The following is a 17,863-nucleotide window of genomic DNA, read 5'->3' as shown; positions in this document are numbered from 1 at the left end:
ACCGGGTCAGGACAGTCGGTCGCGCAACGCCGGGACGCCGTGGCCCTCCAGGTGGTCCAGCGCGGCCCGGCGGCCGGTCATCGCCAGCAGCAGGGACTCGGACGCACCCCGTACGACAGGACCGTCGCCGTGCACCCAGTCGATGTCCGTGGCCTCGAGCCGCAGCCCGTCCAGCGCGCCCTTCGGGACACAGCTGCTGGCGGCGCGGGTGGTCAGGAAGTCCAGCGACGTCCGCGACCGCTGCTCCGGGATGTCTCGCGGGATCCCGAGCGGCCAGCGGATGTCGAGGCCGTGCACCAGGACGTCGGTGAGCGGCGCCTCCGGACCCGCACCAGGAGGCGTGAACCGGCTGTCGGCCTTGGTGCGCAGCACCTCGACCATCTCCTCGTACGGCCGCTGCGCCTGCTTGCGCGCCAGCCGGACGTTGGCCCGGTCGAAGCTCCCGCCGCTGACCACCATGGCGAGGAGGAATCCCGGGATGCCGACCTCGAGGGGCACGACGAGGTGGGCCGCCACCTCCTGCACGGTCCACTCGCTGCACAGGCTCTGCGTCGCCCGATGCTCCGGCGGCAGCGCGCCGAGCAGGTCGGCCAAGCCACGCCGCTCGTCGGCGATCTCCGCGAAGATGTCCATGCGCGATTCTGGCACCAGATCTAGGAATGCTCGCTGAGTCCGGGAGCCCTCGTTGGTCGAGTAGCCCCCGAGGAACGAGCCCTCGGTGGTCGAGTAGCCCGCGAGGAACGAGCGGGCGTATCGAGACCACGGGCCACAGCCCTCCCCAGGCCAATCCCACCTCCTGCGGGCCGCAACGCGCTCGCCAGTAGCGTGAGGACCATGCCAAAGAAGAAGTGGTCAGACCTCACCGACGGACAGCGTCGAGCTGTCTTCCTCGCGGGTGCGGTGGAGGTGGCCCTGACAGGCGCAGCGTTGTGGGACCTCGCTCACCGCCCGGCGAGCAAGGTCCGCGGCCCGAAGGCTGCGTGGGTGGCCGCCGCCTTCGTCCAGCCTGTGGGCCCGCTGGCGTATTTCGCGAAGGGTCGACGCTGAGGCCACGGAGTCGCGTTGTGCTGTCGCGGCGGAGTGACGCGCCTTCAGGGTGCGAAATGCGGTGGATCACCTACTGGTCGGCGCCATAGGGCAGATCGACCACGAGGACTCGTAGGTTCGACCGGCCCTGATCGCTCCATTGCCCAAGGATCGTGACGAGGTCGTTCTCGCGAACGTCCTGGCTCACACGGAGTAGTCGAATTCCCGTGGACGCGGGCGTCGGCGCGTGTCTCTTGGCGCCGGAGGAGGCGCCTCGACGAGTGCTTCCCCTCTTCCGTGATTGGCGCCAGCGCAGGAGCAGTCACACGAAAACGGATCGCCGTCGTCATTCGCCCAACAACCCTCGTCGCAAGCGTCGGACCCGCCGAACTGCACGACGCGAACCCGACCGAACCGTTCCGCGAGTCCAAGGACGAGGCGCTGGGCATGATGGCGGCCGACAGAGAACGATCCGTTCGCATACTGCACAACGTCCTCCGGGACGCCGCTTGCGTCCGCGATGACCTCGTACCCCGACCCTGGCCGCTCGTCCCACGGCAACCCGCTCACCTCGGCGGTGCCTGGCCGGCGCTCGCCCTCTGGTCGGATGGTCACGGTGATCGTCACGGACAAATCGTGGCACACGTGAGCAGTCGCGTGAGCGCGCGTTTCGAGGTTGCGCGTGAGGCGAATGCGCTGGCAAAGCCGAGGAGAGCAGCACGGCGTGACCTACCTGTGTGCGGCCCCCGCCAACACTTTTGTTGTGTAGGCACGCTGACGCGGCGGAGTGACGCTCCCAGCGGGTGACTGATCGTTGATGCAGGTCGGTCGATCAAGGAAGGGCAGGGTATGTGTTTGTATGCCCTGCTTCAGTGACTCCGCTAGCGGAGCCACCCCCTTATGGTCCGCGTCGCTCGACGGATGACTTCTCGTGCCGTGCGCCGGGCACCTCTACCGGTTGGTTCCCTCTTCAGCAGGTTCTCATAGGCGTTGGGTCTGCCAAGCACTGCCCGCGCCGCTTGACGAACCTCGGTGCTCATATGGCTAGCAACCAGGCTCATAGCAATGTCACGAAGAGTTTGAGGCAGCGCTTCGCTCGCGTCCTCCAAGCCAGCTAGGACGCGAAGGGGCACCAGTGTGCCGTCCTCTTGCAGCAGCGCAGCGAGGCGTTCATCCCTGCCCGTTCGGTTCCAACTCGCATCGGTTATGGCGAGCGCTTGGCCAGCGAGGGACCGGACGTAGGCGTCCGCCTCGTAGGTGAGCCACAGGCAAGTGGACTCGAACCATTCGGACCTCTCCCCACGATGAGCCAAAGCTACGAGAGTCACACCCGCCTCGTGCCGGGAAGACGGCGTTCCCTTAGCCATCAGTTCGGCGACGAGCGAAAGTGGCGCCCCAACCCCCAATCCGCCAATCATCGCCAGCAGGCGCACTCCTGCGGGGTAAGGACGAATCGCGGAGCCCATGAACTCTGGGCCCCCGTCGAGGAGGTCAGAGGACCGCTGGCGCAGTGTCTCCGTGATTACCTCAGGCAGGTCGCTGGCCCGGCTGGCCATTCGCGTGAGCGCTGCCGTCTTATCGTCTCGTTGCACGGCAGGGTCCAGCACAAAGTTCAACACTTCGCTCCACAGGTCCGCGCTTGACGTGACGAACATCAGCGCTACAGCCAGTTCGGCCTCTTTCAGTCCTCCGCCAGAAAACCGCCCTTCGTGTGCGTCCTTCCGAGTGGCGGCCAGTTGGGCACGCAGAAGCGACTCGATACGCGGGACTACATCGTCTGGAATCTCCTCTGAATGCAACATCGCGCGGTCGACGTATCGCGCCACTGCCTGCAGATTGAGGTCTTCCTCCTTCCCGATCGCTGGGGCTGCCAATCTGTCGGCAGCCAGCTCGATCGCGCGCTTTAGCTCAACGCTTTTGGACGTGTCGATTTGGGTGGACAGCTCAGCAACCCGACTCCGGACTTTCGAGTCTTCCCATGCTGCAACTCTCCAAAGGCCGAGGAGGCGGGCGTAGGTGTACTCGTCAGCTTGCTCGCCCTCGTGGTTCTTGGCGACCTCTTCTAGCAGTACCTCAAGCGCTATCGCATCTGTTCCTTCTGCCTCCGACAGTGCATGTATCGCCTGCCAAGTCTTCTCAGCGCCTAGCGCCCCGCCGAGTCGCGGGCCGTCATGACTAGCGCGGTCTGCGAATAGGCGCGTGAGTGCAGAGGTTCGTGCTTGACTGTCTAGCAGAGACGCAGAATGGCGTATCACTACCAAGTCCGATAGCGAATACGCATCGTTGACATCAATCGACTCAAGAACTCGTTCGCCCTCATCCCGCAAGAGGTGCAGAGGACCCTGTTGGCGAAGGAATAGACTCGAAGCGCCAACTTCTTTATCCAGGTCGGCTTGCCGCAACAGGCGAAGGCCCTCTGCGGTCAACCAGCTTTCAGCGGAAGTCACGCCTCGCAGGAATCTCGATCGACCCAGTAACCCCCGGTAGTGCCTCACGAAGGGGCTACCAACATTCTCGTGCCAGACCAGCGCTTCAAAGAGCTCACTGTCGCCATTGGGCTCCTCTCCGAAGATTACTCGGCGTTCACTTGGGCGTGAAACGGTTGCCCGAAAGTCCTCCTTTAGGGCAACCTCGAGAGAGTCGCCAACTCTGCTGCGAATTCGCCATGCGAGTCGCGGGGTGGGTCGCCGCACGAGTTGTATCTGCGCGTTCCAATCGGACTGCGATCGAGCAGCATGGTGGACGGCCCCCCACCTCAGAACGTCCAAAATGTCCTGCAAGCACTCTTGCGAGGAAACGGAACTACCTAGACTGATGCTGAACGTGGCACCGCTGGGAATGTTTACGTCGGATGCAATCTGCTGGGCCCTTGCAATGCCGTCCAAGGTCCGATCGAGCATCGATTGCTGCGCGTTGGCTTCAACGTTTAGCAACCAAAGGGAAAGAAGGCGAGTCTCCCATCCCGACTGCCGCTCGACCTCCATCAGAGTATGGGCTAGAAGGGCGCGAGCATCCGAAGTGCGATCTACTTCGATCAGTGCGGTCGCGGCCATTACCGCACATGCAACCCGGAGGGCGAGATCATCATCGATGGCCAAACCTCTACGCGCGATGCTCGCAAGGGAGTCTGCTCCAGAACTGACTGTCCCAAGGCTCATGGACGCTCGCACAGCGTCAAAGAGCGGTTCGTAACCCTGCATGCCTGACCACACCTCGTCGCGCTTTCGGTCCGACACCAGGCGGGCATAATCTGTATGGCGCCCCTCCTCGAGAAGCGCCAGGACTCCGAAGGGCGTAACCGACTCAGAACTCCAGAAGTTGGGGTGAGGGCTGACGTCACGCGGCGCGATTACTGCGGCCACCCAGCCCATCTCAACCTCGGCGGGGCTGTCTTGTGTCATTCGTGTCGCGCCTCCATTGCCACTGTCATTCGTAACCTCGATCGAACCTGTTGGCATGGGTCATGGATTCCTTGGTTCGCTCGAGCCAGTTCAGTATTTCGTCTTCAAGATTCTGCGGTTCGCTCACTGGCGCGATCCACGCTGCTGGGCGCTCTTCGACATATCCCGCGAGACGTCGCGCGGCCTCGTCCACATCCTCACCAAGGGGTGCTGCCCCCAGAGCAAATAGCCGTCCTGACTCCATAGCCAGGCCGTACTCCCTAAACTCGGTCGCGGTTGCTTCCGCATCGCAAACGCCTGAGGGAATGATCCTCACCTGGAGGTGCGTCTCAGTGTCATCCTCGCGAGGTTCGTGTGTGGCGTCGTAAATAGTGATCCCGTCTGGCGAAACCTCAAACCGACGCAGGGCACCGTGAAAGGCGTCATGCCATGCACTATGAAGCGGGTCTCCGCGGAAGCGGGTCTTAATCACCGACCGAGTTGCGCGCAACGGAACATCCGCCTGTGCAAGTGACCGCGCCGCTCGCTCTACTACCCACTCGCGGATGTCATGGCGATGGAGAAACGATGTGTGTGTGCCCGTGAAGGTATCGACTTGATCTCCCCGCAGCGCAAAAGTGGCAGTGAAGTAGTCCACAAAACGGTCATGTGTTGCGGTGGCCGCCCAGATTGGTATGCGATATCGAGCTCTACCGCTACCTCGCCACTGCGTGTCCACTTGATTGGTAAAGAACTCCGAGTTCTGAGTGACTTCAGCGTTGTGGACCCGAAGTACGCGAGCGTCCTTCTGTCCGCCGAGAATCACTGCCCGGGCGCCGCTCCGGGGACTGGCCAGGGCGATCAAACCAACGGCACGATGGATCAATGCTTGACTGTGGCCGAACGGTGTCTTTTGGTGCGACAGGCGAATCGCCATCGAACAAATGATGCCGCCCATGCTATGACCTACGAGAATGATGCGTTTGTATTGCAGCGCATCTAAGTGCGAGTTGAGTTCACGGGCCACATCGATGATGTTCGGGCTGAATCCTAGGCGCCGGCGGAAACCACTGACGTAATCGAATACAGCTATGTCCGCGTCTAATCGGTCGCTTCGGTAAACCGCACCTGGCATCTCACCCCATGTGCCATATCCTGACCCGCTCAAGCCATGAACAAATACTACTAAGGCGGAAGCGTGATCGGCGTTCCGGAGATGCACTCTCAATCCACCGTCGATTGTCATCGACGGTCCAGGTGCCTCCTGAACGAATGTCGGCACTCCCAACCTCCTGGCGTTTCGGTGCGCTGGCACGCTCGCACTTCGGAGCATCCAAGCATGCCTCGGCTAGGACCAAGATCGCTCTGCCTAGTTCGAGGCGCTGTTGCGCTCCGCTTCTTGCCTACCGTATGGCTGCCGGAACATTCTGGGGGAGTGACTCTGTCCACGCCGGACTTCGTTGTCCGCAGTCCAGCCAGCGCCCCGCCCTAGACTCCCCCCGTGCCAACACGGGAGCCAACGGCAATCGTGCGCGCACACCCGTGGCTGACGGCGACGGTCGTGGCGGTCACGGCGGCACTACTGATCGTCACCCTCCTCGGCGGCTGGGCCCGCTCGAGCCCCGAGGGACCGGCGCAGGCGGAGCCAGGCACCACGGTCGAGGCGGAGCCGTTCCGGATCCGGCTGGACGAGGCGTCGGCGCGGTTCGTGGTCAACGGCGACGGCGCTGAGCCCGGCCAGGCGTACGTCGTGGTCGAGGGGCAGATCGAGCTCGCGGCCATGGAGTCGGTCGCCGCGGGCACGCTGACCGACGCGATCACCGCCGACCTGACCGACGCCTACGACCAGTTCGGCTCCCCGATCAAGGTGCCGGCGCCGGTGGTCCGGGTCCGGGCGGACGGGTCGAGCCTGCTCGGCCTCGGGCCGGGGCTGGCGTACGACGTGGAGATCGTCTTCATCGTCGCTGAGCAGTCCGTGCCCCGGCGGATGACCGTGACCCTGCTCGAGCACACCCGCCGCGCGAGCGCGCTCGACGGCGACCTGGGGTGGTACGACGAGGCGCCGGTCGCCCGGGTGACGCTCGACGTGGCACCGCTCCCCGCCGTACGCCCCGAGCCCGAGGGCCTGCGATGACGACGACGTGGCAGCACGCGGTCGGCACGGGGGCGGTCTGCCTCGGTCTGCTCGCGGCCGGCTCGGCGCTCCAGGGCTGGCTGCCCGACGACGACGCCGACCCCGGCGCCGAGCCGCACGTGCGCACCGGCGAGGTGGGCGACGCGATCGACCTGCGGACCGCGACGGTGACCGTCGACGAGGTGGCCGGGAGCACGCGCGTGGAGCAGTACGGCGGCGAGCTGGTCAGCCCCGGCGTCTGGGTCGTGGTGCGCTACACCGTCGTGGCGACGCAGGAGAACACCCCGCTCACCTTCGCCGAGCTCCGCGACGACGAGGGCCGGGTCTGGGGCCTGACCGGCCGCAACGCCAACGCGTGCACCGAGAGCCCGCCGGGGCTGCCCGCCCACTGCACCGTGTACGCCGAGGTGCCGCCCGACGCGCTCCCCACGCTCGACCTCCGCCTGGCGCGGCTGTCTCGCGACCAGCGCTTCGACGCGATCGCCGAGATCGACCTCGGCCTGACCGCCGACGACGCCGAGGCCTTCGCGAAGGCGCCGTCCTACGCCGTACCCCTCCCCTCGCTCGGCGACGAGGAGCCGTCGTGAGGAGCCTGAGCTGGCGCTGGCTGCTGGTGCTGCCCGTCGCGCTCGCGCTGGTGCTGGTCGCCTCGGCGAGCCGGCTCCAGGTCTTCTGGTGGCCCGAGCAGGTCCACGACGTGACGACCGGGACGCTGGGCGAGCCGCTGGAGCTCACCGACGAGTGGGAGGACGGGGACGGCGGCACGCACCGCCGCGACCTCACCGTCACCCTCCTCGAGGTGGTGCCGGCGACGGAGGTGCAGGGCTTCGCCGGCCCGGAGCCGGTAGATCCGGTCCCAGGTAGCGCGGTCTGGGAGGTGCGGCTGCGCTTCGACGTCGACCCGGACGTGCCGCTGGGCGGGTGCCAGGTGGCGCTGATCGACACCCGGGACCGGGAGAGCAAGGCCGTCGGCACCACGCTCGGCGCGACGTCCGTGCCCGCGCCCGACTGCGAGCCCGAGGGGCGCCGCGGCCCGGACTACGACGGCGGCCGGGCCGAGGGCGAGGAGCCGCGGCCCCCGACGTACGAGGTCTCCGTGCCGGTCGTGACCGACGACGACGCCGAGCCCGAGACGGTGCGGCTGTGGTGGGAGGCGCCGGACGCCGTGGAGCTCAGCCTGCGGGACTGACGGGGCTGAGCACCGCCAGCTCCTCGCGCTCCTCCTGCATGCGGCGGGTCAGCAGCCGCGACACCGCCGCGGCGACCAGCACCACGACGACCACGGTGTAGACGGTGCGGGTCGCGATCTCCAGGTACGGCGAGAAGGCGATCATCGCGTCCGGGTCCTGCGGTCCGACGACCGCGCGGAGCAGCAGCGCCGTACCCCACTCCGCCAGCTGGGCGAGGCCCAGCACCAGGCAGAAGGTGAGCACCGGTACGACGCCGGCGTGCGCGAGCGTGCGCACCCCCTGGACGAGTTCCTCGAACCGCCGGCCGAGCAGGTCGCCGATCTTCTCCGGGCGCCAGGCACGGGACTTCTGGAACCGGTCGATCTGCCCGCGCAGCCGCAGGCCGACCCGCTCGCGGGCGCGGACGACGAGCCGGTGCTCCTCGATCCGTGCGCGGCGGCTCTCGCGCAGGCCGCCCGCGAGCACGACCGCGCCGACGGCGAGCCAGGCGACCGGCGTCACCACGATCTCGCTGATCCCGGTCACGATGCCGACCAGCAGCTCGCCGACCGCGCGGACCGGTTCGGTCAGCGGCCCGAGCGCCGCGGTCACCCGCCGCCACCCGTCGGCGCCCGCGTCGATCACCACCCGGTCGCCCACCCAGCCGCCGAGGTCGTGCCAGCGCGAGGTCAGCAGCGCCGCCAGCCAGGTCAGCCAGGTGACCTCGACCAGCGCGACCAGGAACCCGCCGGCGGCGTTCCGGTGGGCCAGGTCGAGGCGGTCCATCACCGTGCGCAGCGCCAGCGCGGTGAGCACCAGGCCGACCTGCCAGCTGGTCACCGTCACCAGGGTCCGGTCGTCGATCTCCCCGCCGCTGAAGATCGCCCCGGACGCGAACTCGTCGGCGTAGCTCTCGTTGATGAACTGGTCGCGGTCGGCGTCGAGGTGCCCCTGCAGCGCATAGACGGTCAGGAACGGCACCAGCGCCGAGGCCAGCAGCGCCAGCCGGCGCTCCTCGGCGACCACGGTCCAGCGCGCCGACGACCCGGCCACCCGGAGCATCGCGATCAGCGCGATCACCATGGCGAGCGGCGCGAGCGGCACCAGCAGCGAGGCGAGCACCGGGTGCTCGCGGCCGAGCAGCACCGCGCCCCACATGGCGGCGTTCCGGGCGGCCAGGCCGAGCAGGAAGATGCTGATCAGCGCCGGCCAGTGCCGCGCGAGGAGGCGTACGGCGTCGCCGACGACGAGCACCGCGTCCACGACCGACTCGCGCAGCTCCCGCAGCACGGTCACGCGCGGAGCACCCGCTCGGCGATCCAGGCGATGTCGTCGGCGGTGGCGGCCGGCGTACCGGACGGCTGCATCACGTGGCTGAGCACGACCCGCACCACCATGTCGATGGCGGCGTCCAGCGAGGCCGCCTCCAGCCCAATGTCGTACGGCGTGATCCGGTCGGCGACGACCGCCTTCGCGGCGACCAGCAGCGACTCGGAGTTCGTGGTCAGCAGCGGCAGCAGCTCGGTGTCGGCGCCGTGCGTCGCGGAGACGACCGCGTGCAGCAGCGGGTTGTCCTGCGCGTGCTCGAGGACGCCGCGGGCGCTGTGCCGGATCGCCTCGACCAGCTCGCCGGGGTGCTCGTCGAAGGCGACCGTGACCACGGCGAGGAACCGCTCCAGCTCACGCTGGACCATCGCCTCGGCGAGGCCGGCCTTAGTGCCGATCTCGTTGTAGACCGTCTGCCGGCTCACCCCGACCACGTCGGCGAGCCTCGCCATCGTGACCTTCGACCAGCCGACGTCGCTGGTCATCCGGACCGCGGCCTCGACGACGCGGTCGCGGGTGCTGGCTGGCATGGGGGCAGTGTAGGGACGACCCCCCGCCAGGACGCTCAGCCGACCTCGCTGTGGCTCAGCGGGACGAAGTCGACCTTGTCGCGGACACCGCAGTCGGGGCAGAACCAGTCGGCCGGGATGTCGGCCCACGCCGTACCGGCCGCGAAGCCCTCGTGCTCGTCGCCGGCGGCGACGTCGTAGGTGTAGTCGCAGTTGGGGCAGCGCGCGGCCAGCACCTCCGCGGGGGTGGAACCGACCGCCGAGCCCGGCGTCTCCGCCTGGGGGATGGGCTCGGCGGTCGGGAACGGGTGGCGAGCGAGGAGTCGCTCGCGGGCGCCGGGCTGGAGGTTGGCCCGGGTCAGGTCGCCGTCGAAGTGCGCGACCACGCGGGGATCCATCACCCGGCGCCAGAGCGGCGGGACGATCGCGAGCACGATCATGCCGGCGTACCCGGTCGGCAGCACCGGGCTCTCCTCGAAGTCGCGCAGCGTCTGGTAGCGCCGGGTCGGGTTGGCGTGGTGGTCGCTGTGCCGCTGCAGGTGGTAGAGCAGCACGTTGGTGGCGATGTTGTTGGAGTTCCAGGAGTGCGAGGGGTCGACCCGCTCGTAGCGCTGCCGCTCGCCGACGCCGACCTTCTGGCGCAGCATCCCGTAGTGCTCCATGTAGTTGACGACCTCGAGCAGCGAGAAGCCGACGACCGCCTGGATCACCAGGTACGGCAGCACGCCGGGGCCGAGCCAGACCACGACGCCGGCCCACAGCACGGCCGACATCAGCCAGGCGTTGAGGACGTCGTTGCCGATCCGGAACGGGTGCTTGTCCTTGCGGGCGTAGCGGCGCTTCTCGATCCGCCAGGCGCTCTTCAGCGACCCGATCACCGTGCGCGGCCAGAACCGGTAGAAGCTCTCGCCCAGCCGCGAGGACGCCGGGTCCTCGGGGGTCGCGACGCGCACGTGGTGGCCGCGGTTGTGCTCGATGTAGAAGTGGCCGTAGAAGCTCTGCGCGAGCGCGATCTTGGAGATCCAGCGCTCGTGGCTCTCCTTCTTGTGGCCGAGCTCGTGGGCGGTGTTGATGCCGATGCCGCCGATGCAGCCGATCGAGACCGCCAGGCCGATCTTGCTGAAGGTGCTCAGGTCACCCTGGACTCCGAGCGGGTCGCCGTGGGCGATCAGGTACATCGCGCCGAGGAACCCGACGTACTGGATGGGCAGGAAGAGGTAGGTGATCCAGCGGTAGTAGCGGTCCTTCTCGAGCCGGTCGATCACGTCGTCCGGCGGGTTCGAGCGGTCCAGGCCGGCGACCAGGTCGATCGCCGGGACGACCAGCAGGATCACCACCGGGCCGATCCAGAAGAACGCACCGCTGCCGGTCGCGAGCCACGCGCCGTACGCCACGAAGGCGAGGGAGGGCACGACCAGGCCGATCAGCCACAGGTAGCGCTTCGGGTCACGCCAGGCCTCCGTCGACCCTGCGGGGACGGTGCTGTTGGCGATCTGCTCGCTGCCGGTCGTGGTGCTGGTCATGCGCCGTGCCTCCGGACGTCGTCGTGCGGTTTACAGGACCATAGGGTCTGTAAACCTGCTTGACAAGGGGTAGGCGAATGTAAAGCGGGACGACTGTCGGTGGCTCGACTTACGGTTCGTGATGAAACCTCCGCTTCATAAGGAACCGTGTGACCGTGCCGCCGCTGCCCAGCCCCTACACCCCCGGCGAGGCGCCGCCCGTCCTGGTCGGGCGCGGCGCCCAGCTCACCGACGCCCAGGCCGACCTCGCGCTGCTCGCGACGTACGGGCGGTTCCTGGGGCGGATCCGGGTGCACGTCGGCTCGCGCGGCGTCGGCAAGACCTCGCTGCTCAAGGCGGTGCGCGACGAGGCGGGTCGCGCCGGTGCCGTGGTGGCCTGGGTGACCGCGCGGGGCGATGAGAGCCTGGTGGCGGCGCTGGTCGCCGCGCTGGTCCGCGCCCTCGACGACATCGGCGTGGACGTCGGCCGCCGTACGGCGCTGCGCGACCGGCTGACCTCGCTGACCCTCGAGCTCGGCGCCGGCGGGACCAAGGCCGGGGTCGAGCTCGACGTCAGCCCGGCGGCGGCCCCCGGCACGGGCGCGGCCTCGGCGGCGTTCGGCGACTTCGTCGCGCTGGCGGCGGCCGCCGCCCGCGAGCGCGGCTCGGCGGGGCTGTGCCTGCTGGTCGACGAGGTGCAGGCGGCCCCCCGCGAGGACCTGCGCACCCTGGCCTACGCCTGGCAGGAGCTGCAGCAGGCCACGCCCGAGCCGTCCGCCGTCGTCATCGCGGCCGGCCTGCCGAACAGTCCCGACGTGCTGACCGCGGCCGTGACCTTCAGCGAGCGGTTCGCCTTCCGCACCCTGGAGCGGCTCGACGACGCCGACGCCGCGGAGGTCCTCGAGGCGCCGGCCCGCGACCACGAGGTGTCCTGGCACCCCGACCTGCTCGCCGAGGTGATCGCGCTGGCGCAGGGCTACCCCTACTTCCTCCAGCTCTTCGGCGACGCGGTCTGGCGCGAGGCCGGGCCACCCGCGGGCACGGTCCTCGGCACCGACCTCCTGGCCCGCACCCGCTCGCGCGTCGACGCCGAGCTGGCCACCATGTTCCGGGCCCGCTGGGGCAAGGCGTCGCCGGGCGAGCAGCGCGTGCTCGGCGCGATGGCCGAGCTCACCGGCCCGGCGGAGGACGACGTACGCCGCGGCGAGATCGCCGAGCACCTCGGGGTGAGCAGCAACGACCTCGGCGTACCCCGGCGCAGCCTGCTCGACAAGGGCCTCATCGAGGTCGCCGGCCGCGGCTCGCTGCGCTTCACCGTCCCGGGGTTCGCCGCCTGGGTCCGCCAGGAGACCGGCGGCTGACCCCCCTTGTCGCCGAGTCGGCGTGAAATGACGCTCGAGCCGGCGTGAATTGCCAGGGAGCCGCGGAACTCACGCCGACTCGGCGTACAACTCGCGCCGACTCGGCTGCTCGACCCCCGGTCTAGGGTCGGCCCATGACGAGCAGCGAGCACCCGTTCGGGATCGACTTCGGCGGCACCGGCATCAAGGGCGCCCCGGTGGACCTCGAGACCGGCGACTTCGCCGCCGAGCGGGTGCGGGTGCGGACCCCGAAGCCGTCCACGCCGACGCAGGTCGCCGCGGTCTTCGCCGACCTGCTGGCCAAGTTCCCCGCGTCCGGGGCGCCGGTCGGCGTCACGGTCCCGGGCGTCGTCCGCCACGGCGTCGTCCACTCCGCCGCCAACATCGACCGCGCCTGGATCGGCACCGACGCCGACGCGCTCTTCACCGAGGCCACCGGCCGCGACGTCCACGTCGTGAACGACGCCGACGCGGCCGGCCTCGCCGAGGTGGCGTACGGCGCGGCGCGCGGCCGCGGCGGCCTGGTCATCGTCACCACCCTCGGCACCGGCATCGGGTCCGCGCTCGTGCACGACGGGGTGCTGGTGCCGAACGCCGAGCTCGGTCACCTCGAGATCGACGGCCACGACGCCGAGTCGCGCGCCGCCAACAGCGCCCGCGAGGCCGAGAACCTGACGATGAAGCAGTGGGCCGAGCGGCTGACCCGCTACTACCGGACGCTGGAGAAGCTCTTCTCCCCCGACCTGATCGTCGTCGGCGGCGGGATCAGCAAGCGCAGCGACGAGTTCCTGCCGCTGCTCGAGCTCGACACCGAGATCGTGCCGGCGACGCTGCGCAACAAGGCCGGCGTCGTGGGCGCCGCGCTCTACGCGACCACGACCGCCTGACTACTTCTCGCCGCGGATCGCCGCGGCCACCGCCTTCGGCACGTCGGGGTGGAAGACGGTCGGGATGATGAAGCTCGGGTTGAGCTCCTCGTCCTTGACCACCAGCGCGATCGCCTCCGCCGCCCGCAGCAGCATGTCCACGGTCACGTCGGTCGCGCGCGCGTCGAGCAGGCCCCGGAAGACGCCGGGGAAGGCGAGCACGTTGTTGATCTGGTTGGGGTAGTCCGACCGGCCGCTGGCCACCACCGCGGCGTACTTCACGGCCTCGGCGGGGTCCACCTCCGGGTCGGGGTTGGCGAGCGCGAAGACGACCGGGTCGTCGGCCATGTCCTGGATCCACTCGGCCTGCAGGACGCCGGGCGCGGAGACGCCGACGAACACGTCCGCCCCGTCGAGCGCGGCGCGCAGGTCGCCGCGCACCCGCCGCGGGTTGGTGGCCTCGGCGAGCTCCTTCTTCGCTCCGGTGAGCTGCTCGTCGTCGGCCGAGAGGCAGCCCTCCTTGTCGAAGACCACGATGTCCGAGGCGCCGGCGGCGAGCATCAGCGTGACGATGGCGGTGCCGGCGGCGCCGCCGCCCGCGACCACGATGCGTACGTCGGGCAGCCGCTTCTCGACCACGCGCAGCGCGTTGGTGAGCGCGGCCAGGACCACGATCGCGGTGCCGTGCTGGTCGTCGTGGAAGACCGGGATGTCGAGGGTCTCGCGCAGCCGTCGCTCGATCTCGAAGCAGCGGGGCGCGGCGATGTCCTCGAGGTTGATGCCGCCGAAGCCGGGCGCGATCAGCTGGACCGCGCGCACGATCTCGTCGGTGTCCTGGGTGTCCAGGCAGATCGGCCAGGCGTCGATGTCGGCGAACCGCTTGAACAGCGCCGCCTTGCCCTCCATCACCGGCAGCGCCGCGCCGGGGCCGATGTTGCCGAGCCCGAGCACCGCCGAGCCGTCGGTGACGACCGCGACCGAGTTGCCCTTGATCGTCAGCCGGCGCACGTCCTCGGGGTGCTCGTAGAGCGCCATGCTGACCCGGCCGACGCCCGGCGTGTACGCCATCGAGAGGTCGTCGCGGTTGCGCAGCGGCACCTTCGACCCGACCTCGATCTTGCCGCCGATGTGCAGCAGGAAGGTCCGGTCGCTGACCCGGAAGACCTCCACGCCGTCGATCGCGTCGACCACGCCCTCGAGGACCTTCGCGTGGTCGGCGTCGCTGGCCGAGCAGGTCACGTCGACGACCAGCCGCTCGTGGCTGGACTCGGTGACGTCGACCGCGGTCACGATGCCGCCGGAGGAGGCGATGGCGGTCGCGACCGCGCCCACCACCGCGTGGTCGGGCACGGTGTGCAGCCGCATGGTGATCGAGTACGACGAGGTGGTGGCGGCGCGAGGGGAGGACACCGGAACACCTTCCGCCCCGACGCCGGTTACCGGCAAGTCGCAACGGCCCGGGGCACCGTGCGGCGGCGTACGTGACGGCCGTCACAAATCTGCACTCTTTGGTCCGTAGTGCAAGAATGCACTCCATGACCGAGAGTGCAACGGGCCGCGAGGGAAAGCGGCAGCGCACCGAGCGCCGGATCGCTCGCTGCGCCCAGCTGCTCACGGAGAAGAACGGCCTCGACGGCTTCACGATGGACGAGCTGGCCGAGGTCGCGGACGTCTCGCGCCGCACCCTGTTCAACTACTACCCCACGAAGCTGGACGCGGTCCTCGGCCCGATGCCCAGCCTGACGGCGGAGGCGCGCGCGACCTTCGTCGCCGGCGGGCCCACCGGCGACCTGCTGGAGGACCTGTCCGTGATCGCCGGGGTCATCCTCGGCACCCACGACGTCGAGCGCGACGACGTCGACCTCACCAAGCGGGTCGTCGTCTGCAACCCGCGCCTCGTGGGCGCCGTCCACGAGCGCTTCGAGGACCTGTGCCAGGACTTCGCGGACCTGGTCGTCGAGCGCGAGGGCTCGCGGATCGACGCCCGCAGCGCCCGCCTGCTGATCCGGCTCCTGGTGTCGGTCTTCGACGCCGCCATGACCGCGTTCGTCGACGGTGCCGACCGGCCGCTGCCCGTGCTCTTCGACGAGAACCTCCGCACCGCCCGCACCCTGCTCGCCTGACCCTTCCCCTCCCCTCCCTGGAGATCTCCCATGGCCACCCTGCTCCACCGCCTCGGCAAGGCGGCTTACCGCCGCTGGCCGATCGTCATCGCTGCCTGGCTGGTCGCGTTCATCGCCGTCGGCGTCGTCGCGGGGACGATGTCGAAGCCGATGACCGACGCCTTCTCCATCCCGGGCATCCCCTCGGAGAAGGCCGCCGACCTCCAGGCCGAGCTGTTCCCCGACGCCGTCGACGCCTTCGACCAGGCCGCGGTGAAGGTCGTCGTCGCCGCGCCGGAGGGGCACACCCTCGACGAGCCGGAGTACGCCGAGCAGGTCCAGGCGCTGATCAAGGACCTCCAGGGCCTGCCGCAGATGCCGGACACCCCGCTGGTCGACCCGGTCACCGCGGCCGAGCAGCAGGAGAAGGCCCTCGTCGACGCCGCCCAGAAGTCCGGCGGCGACGTCGAGACCGCCCGGACCAACGCCGCGGCGCTGTCCCCGCTGTCGGAGGACGGCCGGGTCGGCACCATCTCCTACAACTTCGACGTCGAGACGGTCGCCGACGTGAAGCCGGAGACCATCGAGAAGCTCGGCGAGGTCATGGACGACGCCAGCGAGGGCGGCCTGACGGTCGAGGCCAACGGCTCCGGCTCGGCCGGCATGCTGGAGGTCAGCGCGAAGTCCGAGCTGATCGGCATCGCCGTCGCCCTGCTGATCCTGGTGCTCACCTTCGGCTCCCTGATCGCCGCCGGCCTGCCGATCGTCACGGCGCTGGTCGGCGTCGGGCTCGGCATCACCGGCATCACCGCGAGCACCGCCTTCTTCGACATCGGGTCGACCACCCCGATGCTCGCCACGATGATCGGCCTGGCGGTCGGCATCGACTACACGCTGTTCATCCTGGCCCGCTACCGCACCGAGCTGGAGCACACCGACGACCGGGAGGAAGCGGTCGGGGTCGCGGTCGGCACCGCCGGGTCCGCCGTCGTCTTCGCCGGCCTCACCGTGCTCATCGCGCTCTCCGCGCTGGCGCTCGTCAAGATCCCGTTCCTCACCACCATGGGTCTCGCGGCCGGCGCGACCGTGCTGATCGCCGTGCTCGTCGCCCTCACGCTGCTGCCCGCGGTGCTCGGCCTGCTGAAGAAGCGCGCCTTCGGCGGCACCGTCCGCAAGCACCGGGTGCACAAGGACACCGACAACCTCACCCGCAACAACGGCGTGCGCTGGGCCCGCCTCGTCGGTCGCCGGACGATCACGGCCACGGTCCTGGTCGTGGTCGCCCTCGGTGCCGTCGCCCTCCCGCTGAGCAACCTGCACCTGGCCTTCCCCACCGACAGCACCGCCTCCCCGGAGACCACGCAGCGCAAGGCCTCCGACCTGATCGCCGAGTCCTTCGGGCCCGGCCGGGACGCGCCGCTGATCGTCGTGGTCGACGGCCGCGACCTGCCCGACGCCGAGGCGCAGATGGCGGCGTACGGCGGGGTCGTCGCCTGGGCCGCCGGGCAGGAGAACGTCCAGAACGCCCAGCTGATCGGCACCAACGAGGACGGCACCGGCGCGCAGGTGCTGGTCACCCCGGAGACCGGTCCCGAGGACACCGAGACCGAGGAGCTGCTCACCGCCCTGCGCGACGGGCAGGAGCAGATCGAGGAGGAGACCGGCACGACGACCGGCGTCACCGGCCTGACCGCCATCACCACCGACGTCTCCGAGCGGCTGAGCGATGCGCTGCCGATCTACCTCGCGGTCGTCATCGGGCTGGCGTTCATCCTGCTGATGATCGTCTTCCGCTCGATCCTGATCCCGCTCACCGCCACCCTCGGCTTCCTGCTGACCGTCCTGGCGACCCTCGGCGCCACCGTCGCGGTGTTCCAGGAGGGGGCCTTCGGGATCATGGAGGGCCAGCCGATCGTCAGCTTCATGCCGATCTTCCTGATCGGCCTGGTCTTCGGCCTGGCGATGGACTACCAGGTGTTCCTGGTGACCCGGATGCGCGAGGCGCACGTCCACGGCATGTCCACCCGCGAGGCGGTGGTCGACGGCTTCCGCAACAGCGCGCGGGTCGTGACCGCGGCGGCGGCGATCATGATCGCGGTGTTCGCGGCGTTCATCCTGATCGACGAGCCGATCATCCGCTCGATCGGCTTCGCGCTCGCGGTGGCGGTCTTCTTCGACGCCTTCCTGGTGCGGATGACGCTGATCCCGGCCCTGATGTACCTGCTGGGCGAGAAGGCCTGGTGGCTCCCCGCCTGGCTGGACCGGATCCTGCCGAACGTCGACGTCGAGGGCGAGAACCTCGACCGCCCGCACCTGCGCACCTACGCCGACGGTCTCGACGAGTCCGCCGACGACACGGTCCGCGTCTGACCCTTCCCGGGGATAGTCCGGCACGTTTCGGTCGCCCGCCACGGCGGATCACGACCGGAACGTGCCGGACTTCTTCTTTCTGGGCCGGTCGGGATAGTCCGACACACCCTTGTCGTCC

The 17,863-nt window shown here is 69.2% G+C and carries 15 protein-coding genes; 8 read left to right on the top strand and 7 right to left on the bottom strand.

From position 1 onward, the window contains the following. Nucleotides 1–6: 6 nt before the first annotated feature. Complete coding sequence (locus H4O22_RS00360; protein WP_182525166.1) at nt 7–633, bottom strand: maleylpyruvate isomerase family mycothiol-dependent enzyme; 627 nt, start codon at nt 631–633, stop codon at nt 7–9. A 201-nt stretch (nt 634–834) separates the two neighbouring features. Between H4O22_RS00360 and H4O22_RS00355 the strand changes: the two genes are divergently transcribed. Next, the gene (locus H4O22_RS00355) at nt 835–1,047 is read left to right on the top strand and encodes a PLDc N-terminal domain-containing protein (RefSeq protein WP_182525165.1); all 213 of its coding nucleotides are present in this window, start codon (nt 835–837) and stop codon (nt 1,045–1,047) included. An 860-nt stretch (nt 1,048–1,907) separates the two neighbouring features. On the opposite strand, the gene H4O22_RS00350 is transcribed toward H4O22_RS00355, so the two are convergent. Both H4O22_RS00350 and H4O22_RS00345 read right to left on the bottom strand, forming a co-directional pair. After that, nucleotides 1,908–3,353, bottom strand: a complete 1,446-nt coding sequence (locus H4O22_RS00350; protein WP_182525164.1) for a hypothetical protein — start codon at nt 3,351–3,353, stop codon at nt 1,908–1,910. 1,099 nt (nt 3,354–4,452) lie between these two features. After that, nucleotides 4,453–5,688, bottom strand: coding sequence for an alpha/beta hydrolase (locus tag H4O22_RS00345; RefSeq protein ID WP_182525163.1), 1,236 nt, complete (start codon nt 5,686–5,688; stop codon nt 4,453–4,455). Nucleotides 5,689–5,934: 246 nt separating this feature from the next. On the opposite strand from H4O22_RS00345, the gene H4O22_RS00340 reads away from it, so the two are divergent. From H4O22_RS00340 to H4O22_RS00330, 3 genes are read left to right on the top strand one after another with little or no spacing between them, the layout of a single operon-like run. After that, entirely contained in the window at nt 5,935–6,540 is a 606-nt protein-coding gene (locus H4O22_RS00340) for a hypothetical protein (RefSeq protein WP_182525162.1), read from the top strand. After that, nucleotides 6,537–7,127: a hypothetical protein gene (locus H4O22_RS00335; protein WP_182525161.1), complete on the top strand. Its 591-nt coding sequence runs from the start codon at nt 6,537–6,539 to the stop codon at nt 7,125–7,127. The genes H4O22_RS00340 and H4O22_RS00335 overlap by 4 nt, the downstream gene beginning before the upstream one ends. Continuing rightward, complete coding sequence (locus tag H4O22_RS00330; protein WP_182525160.1) at nt 7,124–7,729, top strand: hypothetical protein; 606 nt, start codon at nt 7,124–7,126, stop codon at nt 7,727–7,729. The genes H4O22_RS00335 and H4O22_RS00330 overlap by 4 nt, the downstream gene beginning before the upstream one ends. Here H4O22_RS00330 and H4O22_RS00325 read toward each other — a convergent pair. The 3 genes from H4O22_RS00325 to H4O22_RS20855 are packed head-to-tail and all read right to left on the bottom strand — an operon-like array spanning nt 7,713 to nt 11,067. Next, the gene (locus H4O22_RS00325) at nt 7,713–9,005 is read right to left on the bottom strand and encodes a hypothetical protein (RefSeq protein ID WP_182525159.1); all 1,293 of its coding nucleotides are present in this window, start codon (nt 9,003–9,005) and stop codon (nt 7,713–7,715) included. The genes H4O22_RS00330 and H4O22_RS00325 overlap by 17 nt on opposite strands. Further along, nucleotides 9,002–9,565, bottom strand: coding sequence for a TetR/AcrR family transcriptional regulator (locus tag H4O22_RS00320; protein ID WP_182525158.1), 564 nt, complete (start codon nt 9,563–9,565; stop codon nt 9,002–9,004). The genes H4O22_RS00325 and H4O22_RS00320 overlap by 4 nt, the downstream gene beginning before the upstream one ends. A gap of 35 nt (nt 9,566–9,600) precedes the next feature. Further along, nucleotides 9,601–11,067, bottom strand: coding sequence for a fatty acid desaturase (locus H4O22_RS20855; RefSeq protein ID WP_182525157.1), 1,467 nt, complete (start codon nt 11,065–11,067; stop codon nt 9,601–9,603). Between the two features lie 155 nt (nt 11,068–11,222). Between H4O22_RS20855 and H4O22_RS00310 the strand changes: the two genes are divergently transcribed. Together H4O22_RS00310 and ppgK are read left to right on the top strand one after the other, a co-directional pair. Further along, nucleotides 11,223–12,407 (top strand): AAA family ATPase, encoded by a 1,185-nt coding sequence (locus tag H4O22_RS00310; RefSeq protein ID WP_182525156.1) that lies wholly within the window; start codon nt 11,223–11,225, stop codon nt 12,405–12,407. A gap of 134 nt (nt 12,408–12,541) precedes the next feature. After that, entirely contained in the window at nt 12,542–13,294 is a 753-nt protein-coding gene (gene ppgK, locus H4O22_RS00305) for a polyphosphate--glucose phosphotransferase (protein ID WP_182525155.1), read from the top strand. On the opposite strand, the gene H4O22_RS00300 is transcribed toward ppgK, so the two are convergent. Then, a complete protein-coding gene (locus tag H4O22_RS00300) occupies nt 13,295–14,638 on the bottom strand; it encodes an NAD-dependent malic enzyme (protein ID WP_182526846.1) in 1,344 nt (447 codons plus the stop codon). It lies immediately after the preceding gene. 170 nt (nt 14,639–14,808) lie between these two features. Here H4O22_RS00300 and H4O22_RS00295 point away from each other — a divergent pair, with 170 nt between their 5' ends. Both H4O22_RS00295 and H4O22_RS00290 read left to right on the top strand, forming a co-directional pair. Next, nucleotides 14,809–15,396 (top strand): TetR/AcrR family transcriptional regulator, encoded by a 588-nt coding sequence (locus tag H4O22_RS00295; protein ID WP_182525154.1) that lies wholly within the window; start codon nt 14,809–14,811, stop codon nt 15,394–15,396. A 30-nt stretch (nt 15,397–15,426) separates the two neighbouring features. Continuing rightward, nucleotides 15,427–17,745, top strand: a complete 2,319-nt coding sequence (locus H4O22_RS00290; protein WP_182525153.1) for an MMPL family transporter — start codon at nt 15,427–15,429, stop codon at nt 17,743–17,745. Nucleotides 17,746–17,863 lie beyond the last annotated feature (118 nt).

Origin of the sequence: Nocardioides dongkuii, from assembly GCF_014127485.1 — a bacterium.
Classification (GTDB): domain Bacteria; phylum Actinomycetota; class Actinomycetes; order Propionibacteriales; family Nocardioidaceae; genus Nocardioides; species Nocardioides dongkuii.
The sequence above is the reverse complement of the archived record's forward strand: the minus strand, read 5'-3'. Positions and strand labels throughout refer to the sequence as shown.

Excerpts from the sequence above, each read along its gene's own strand:
- H4O22_RS00335 (WP_182525161.1), top strand. The coding sequence starts at position 6,537 with ATGACGACGACGTGGCAGCACGCGGTCGGCACGGGGGCGGTCTGCCTC.
- H4O22_RS00360 (WP_182525166.1), bottom strand. The coding sequence starts at position 633 with ATGGACATCTTCGCGGAGATCGCCGACGAGCGGCGTGGCTTGGCCGAC.
- H4O22_RS00300 (WP_182526846.1), bottom strand. The coding sequence starts at position 14,638 with ATGCGGCTGCACACCGTGCCCGACCACGCGGTGGTGGGCGCGGTCGCG.
- H4O22_RS20855 (WP_182525157.1), bottom strand. The coding sequence starts at position 11,067 with ATGACCAGCACCACGACCGGCAGCGAGCAGATCGCCAACAGCACCGTC.
- ppgK (WP_182525155.1), top strand. The coding sequence starts at position 12,542 with ATGACGAGCAGCGAGCACCCGTTCGGGATCGACTTCGGCGGCACCGGC.
- H4O22_RS00290 (WP_182525153.1), top strand. The coding sequence starts at position 15,427 with ATGGCCACCCTGCTCCACCGCCTCGGCAAGGCGGCTTACCGCCGCTGG.
- H4O22_RS00355 (WP_182525165.1), top strand. The coding sequence starts at position 835 with ATGCCAAAGAAGAAGTGGTCAGACCTCACCGACGGACAGCGTCGAGCT.
- H4O22_RS00295 (WP_182525154.1), top strand. The coding sequence starts at position 14,809 with ATGACCGAGAGTGCAACGGGCCGCGAGGGAAAGCGGCAGCGCACCGAG.
- H4O22_RS00320 (WP_182525158.1), bottom strand. The coding sequence starts at position 9,565 with ATGCCAGCCAGCACCCGCGACCGCGTCGTCGAGGCCGCGGTCCGGATG.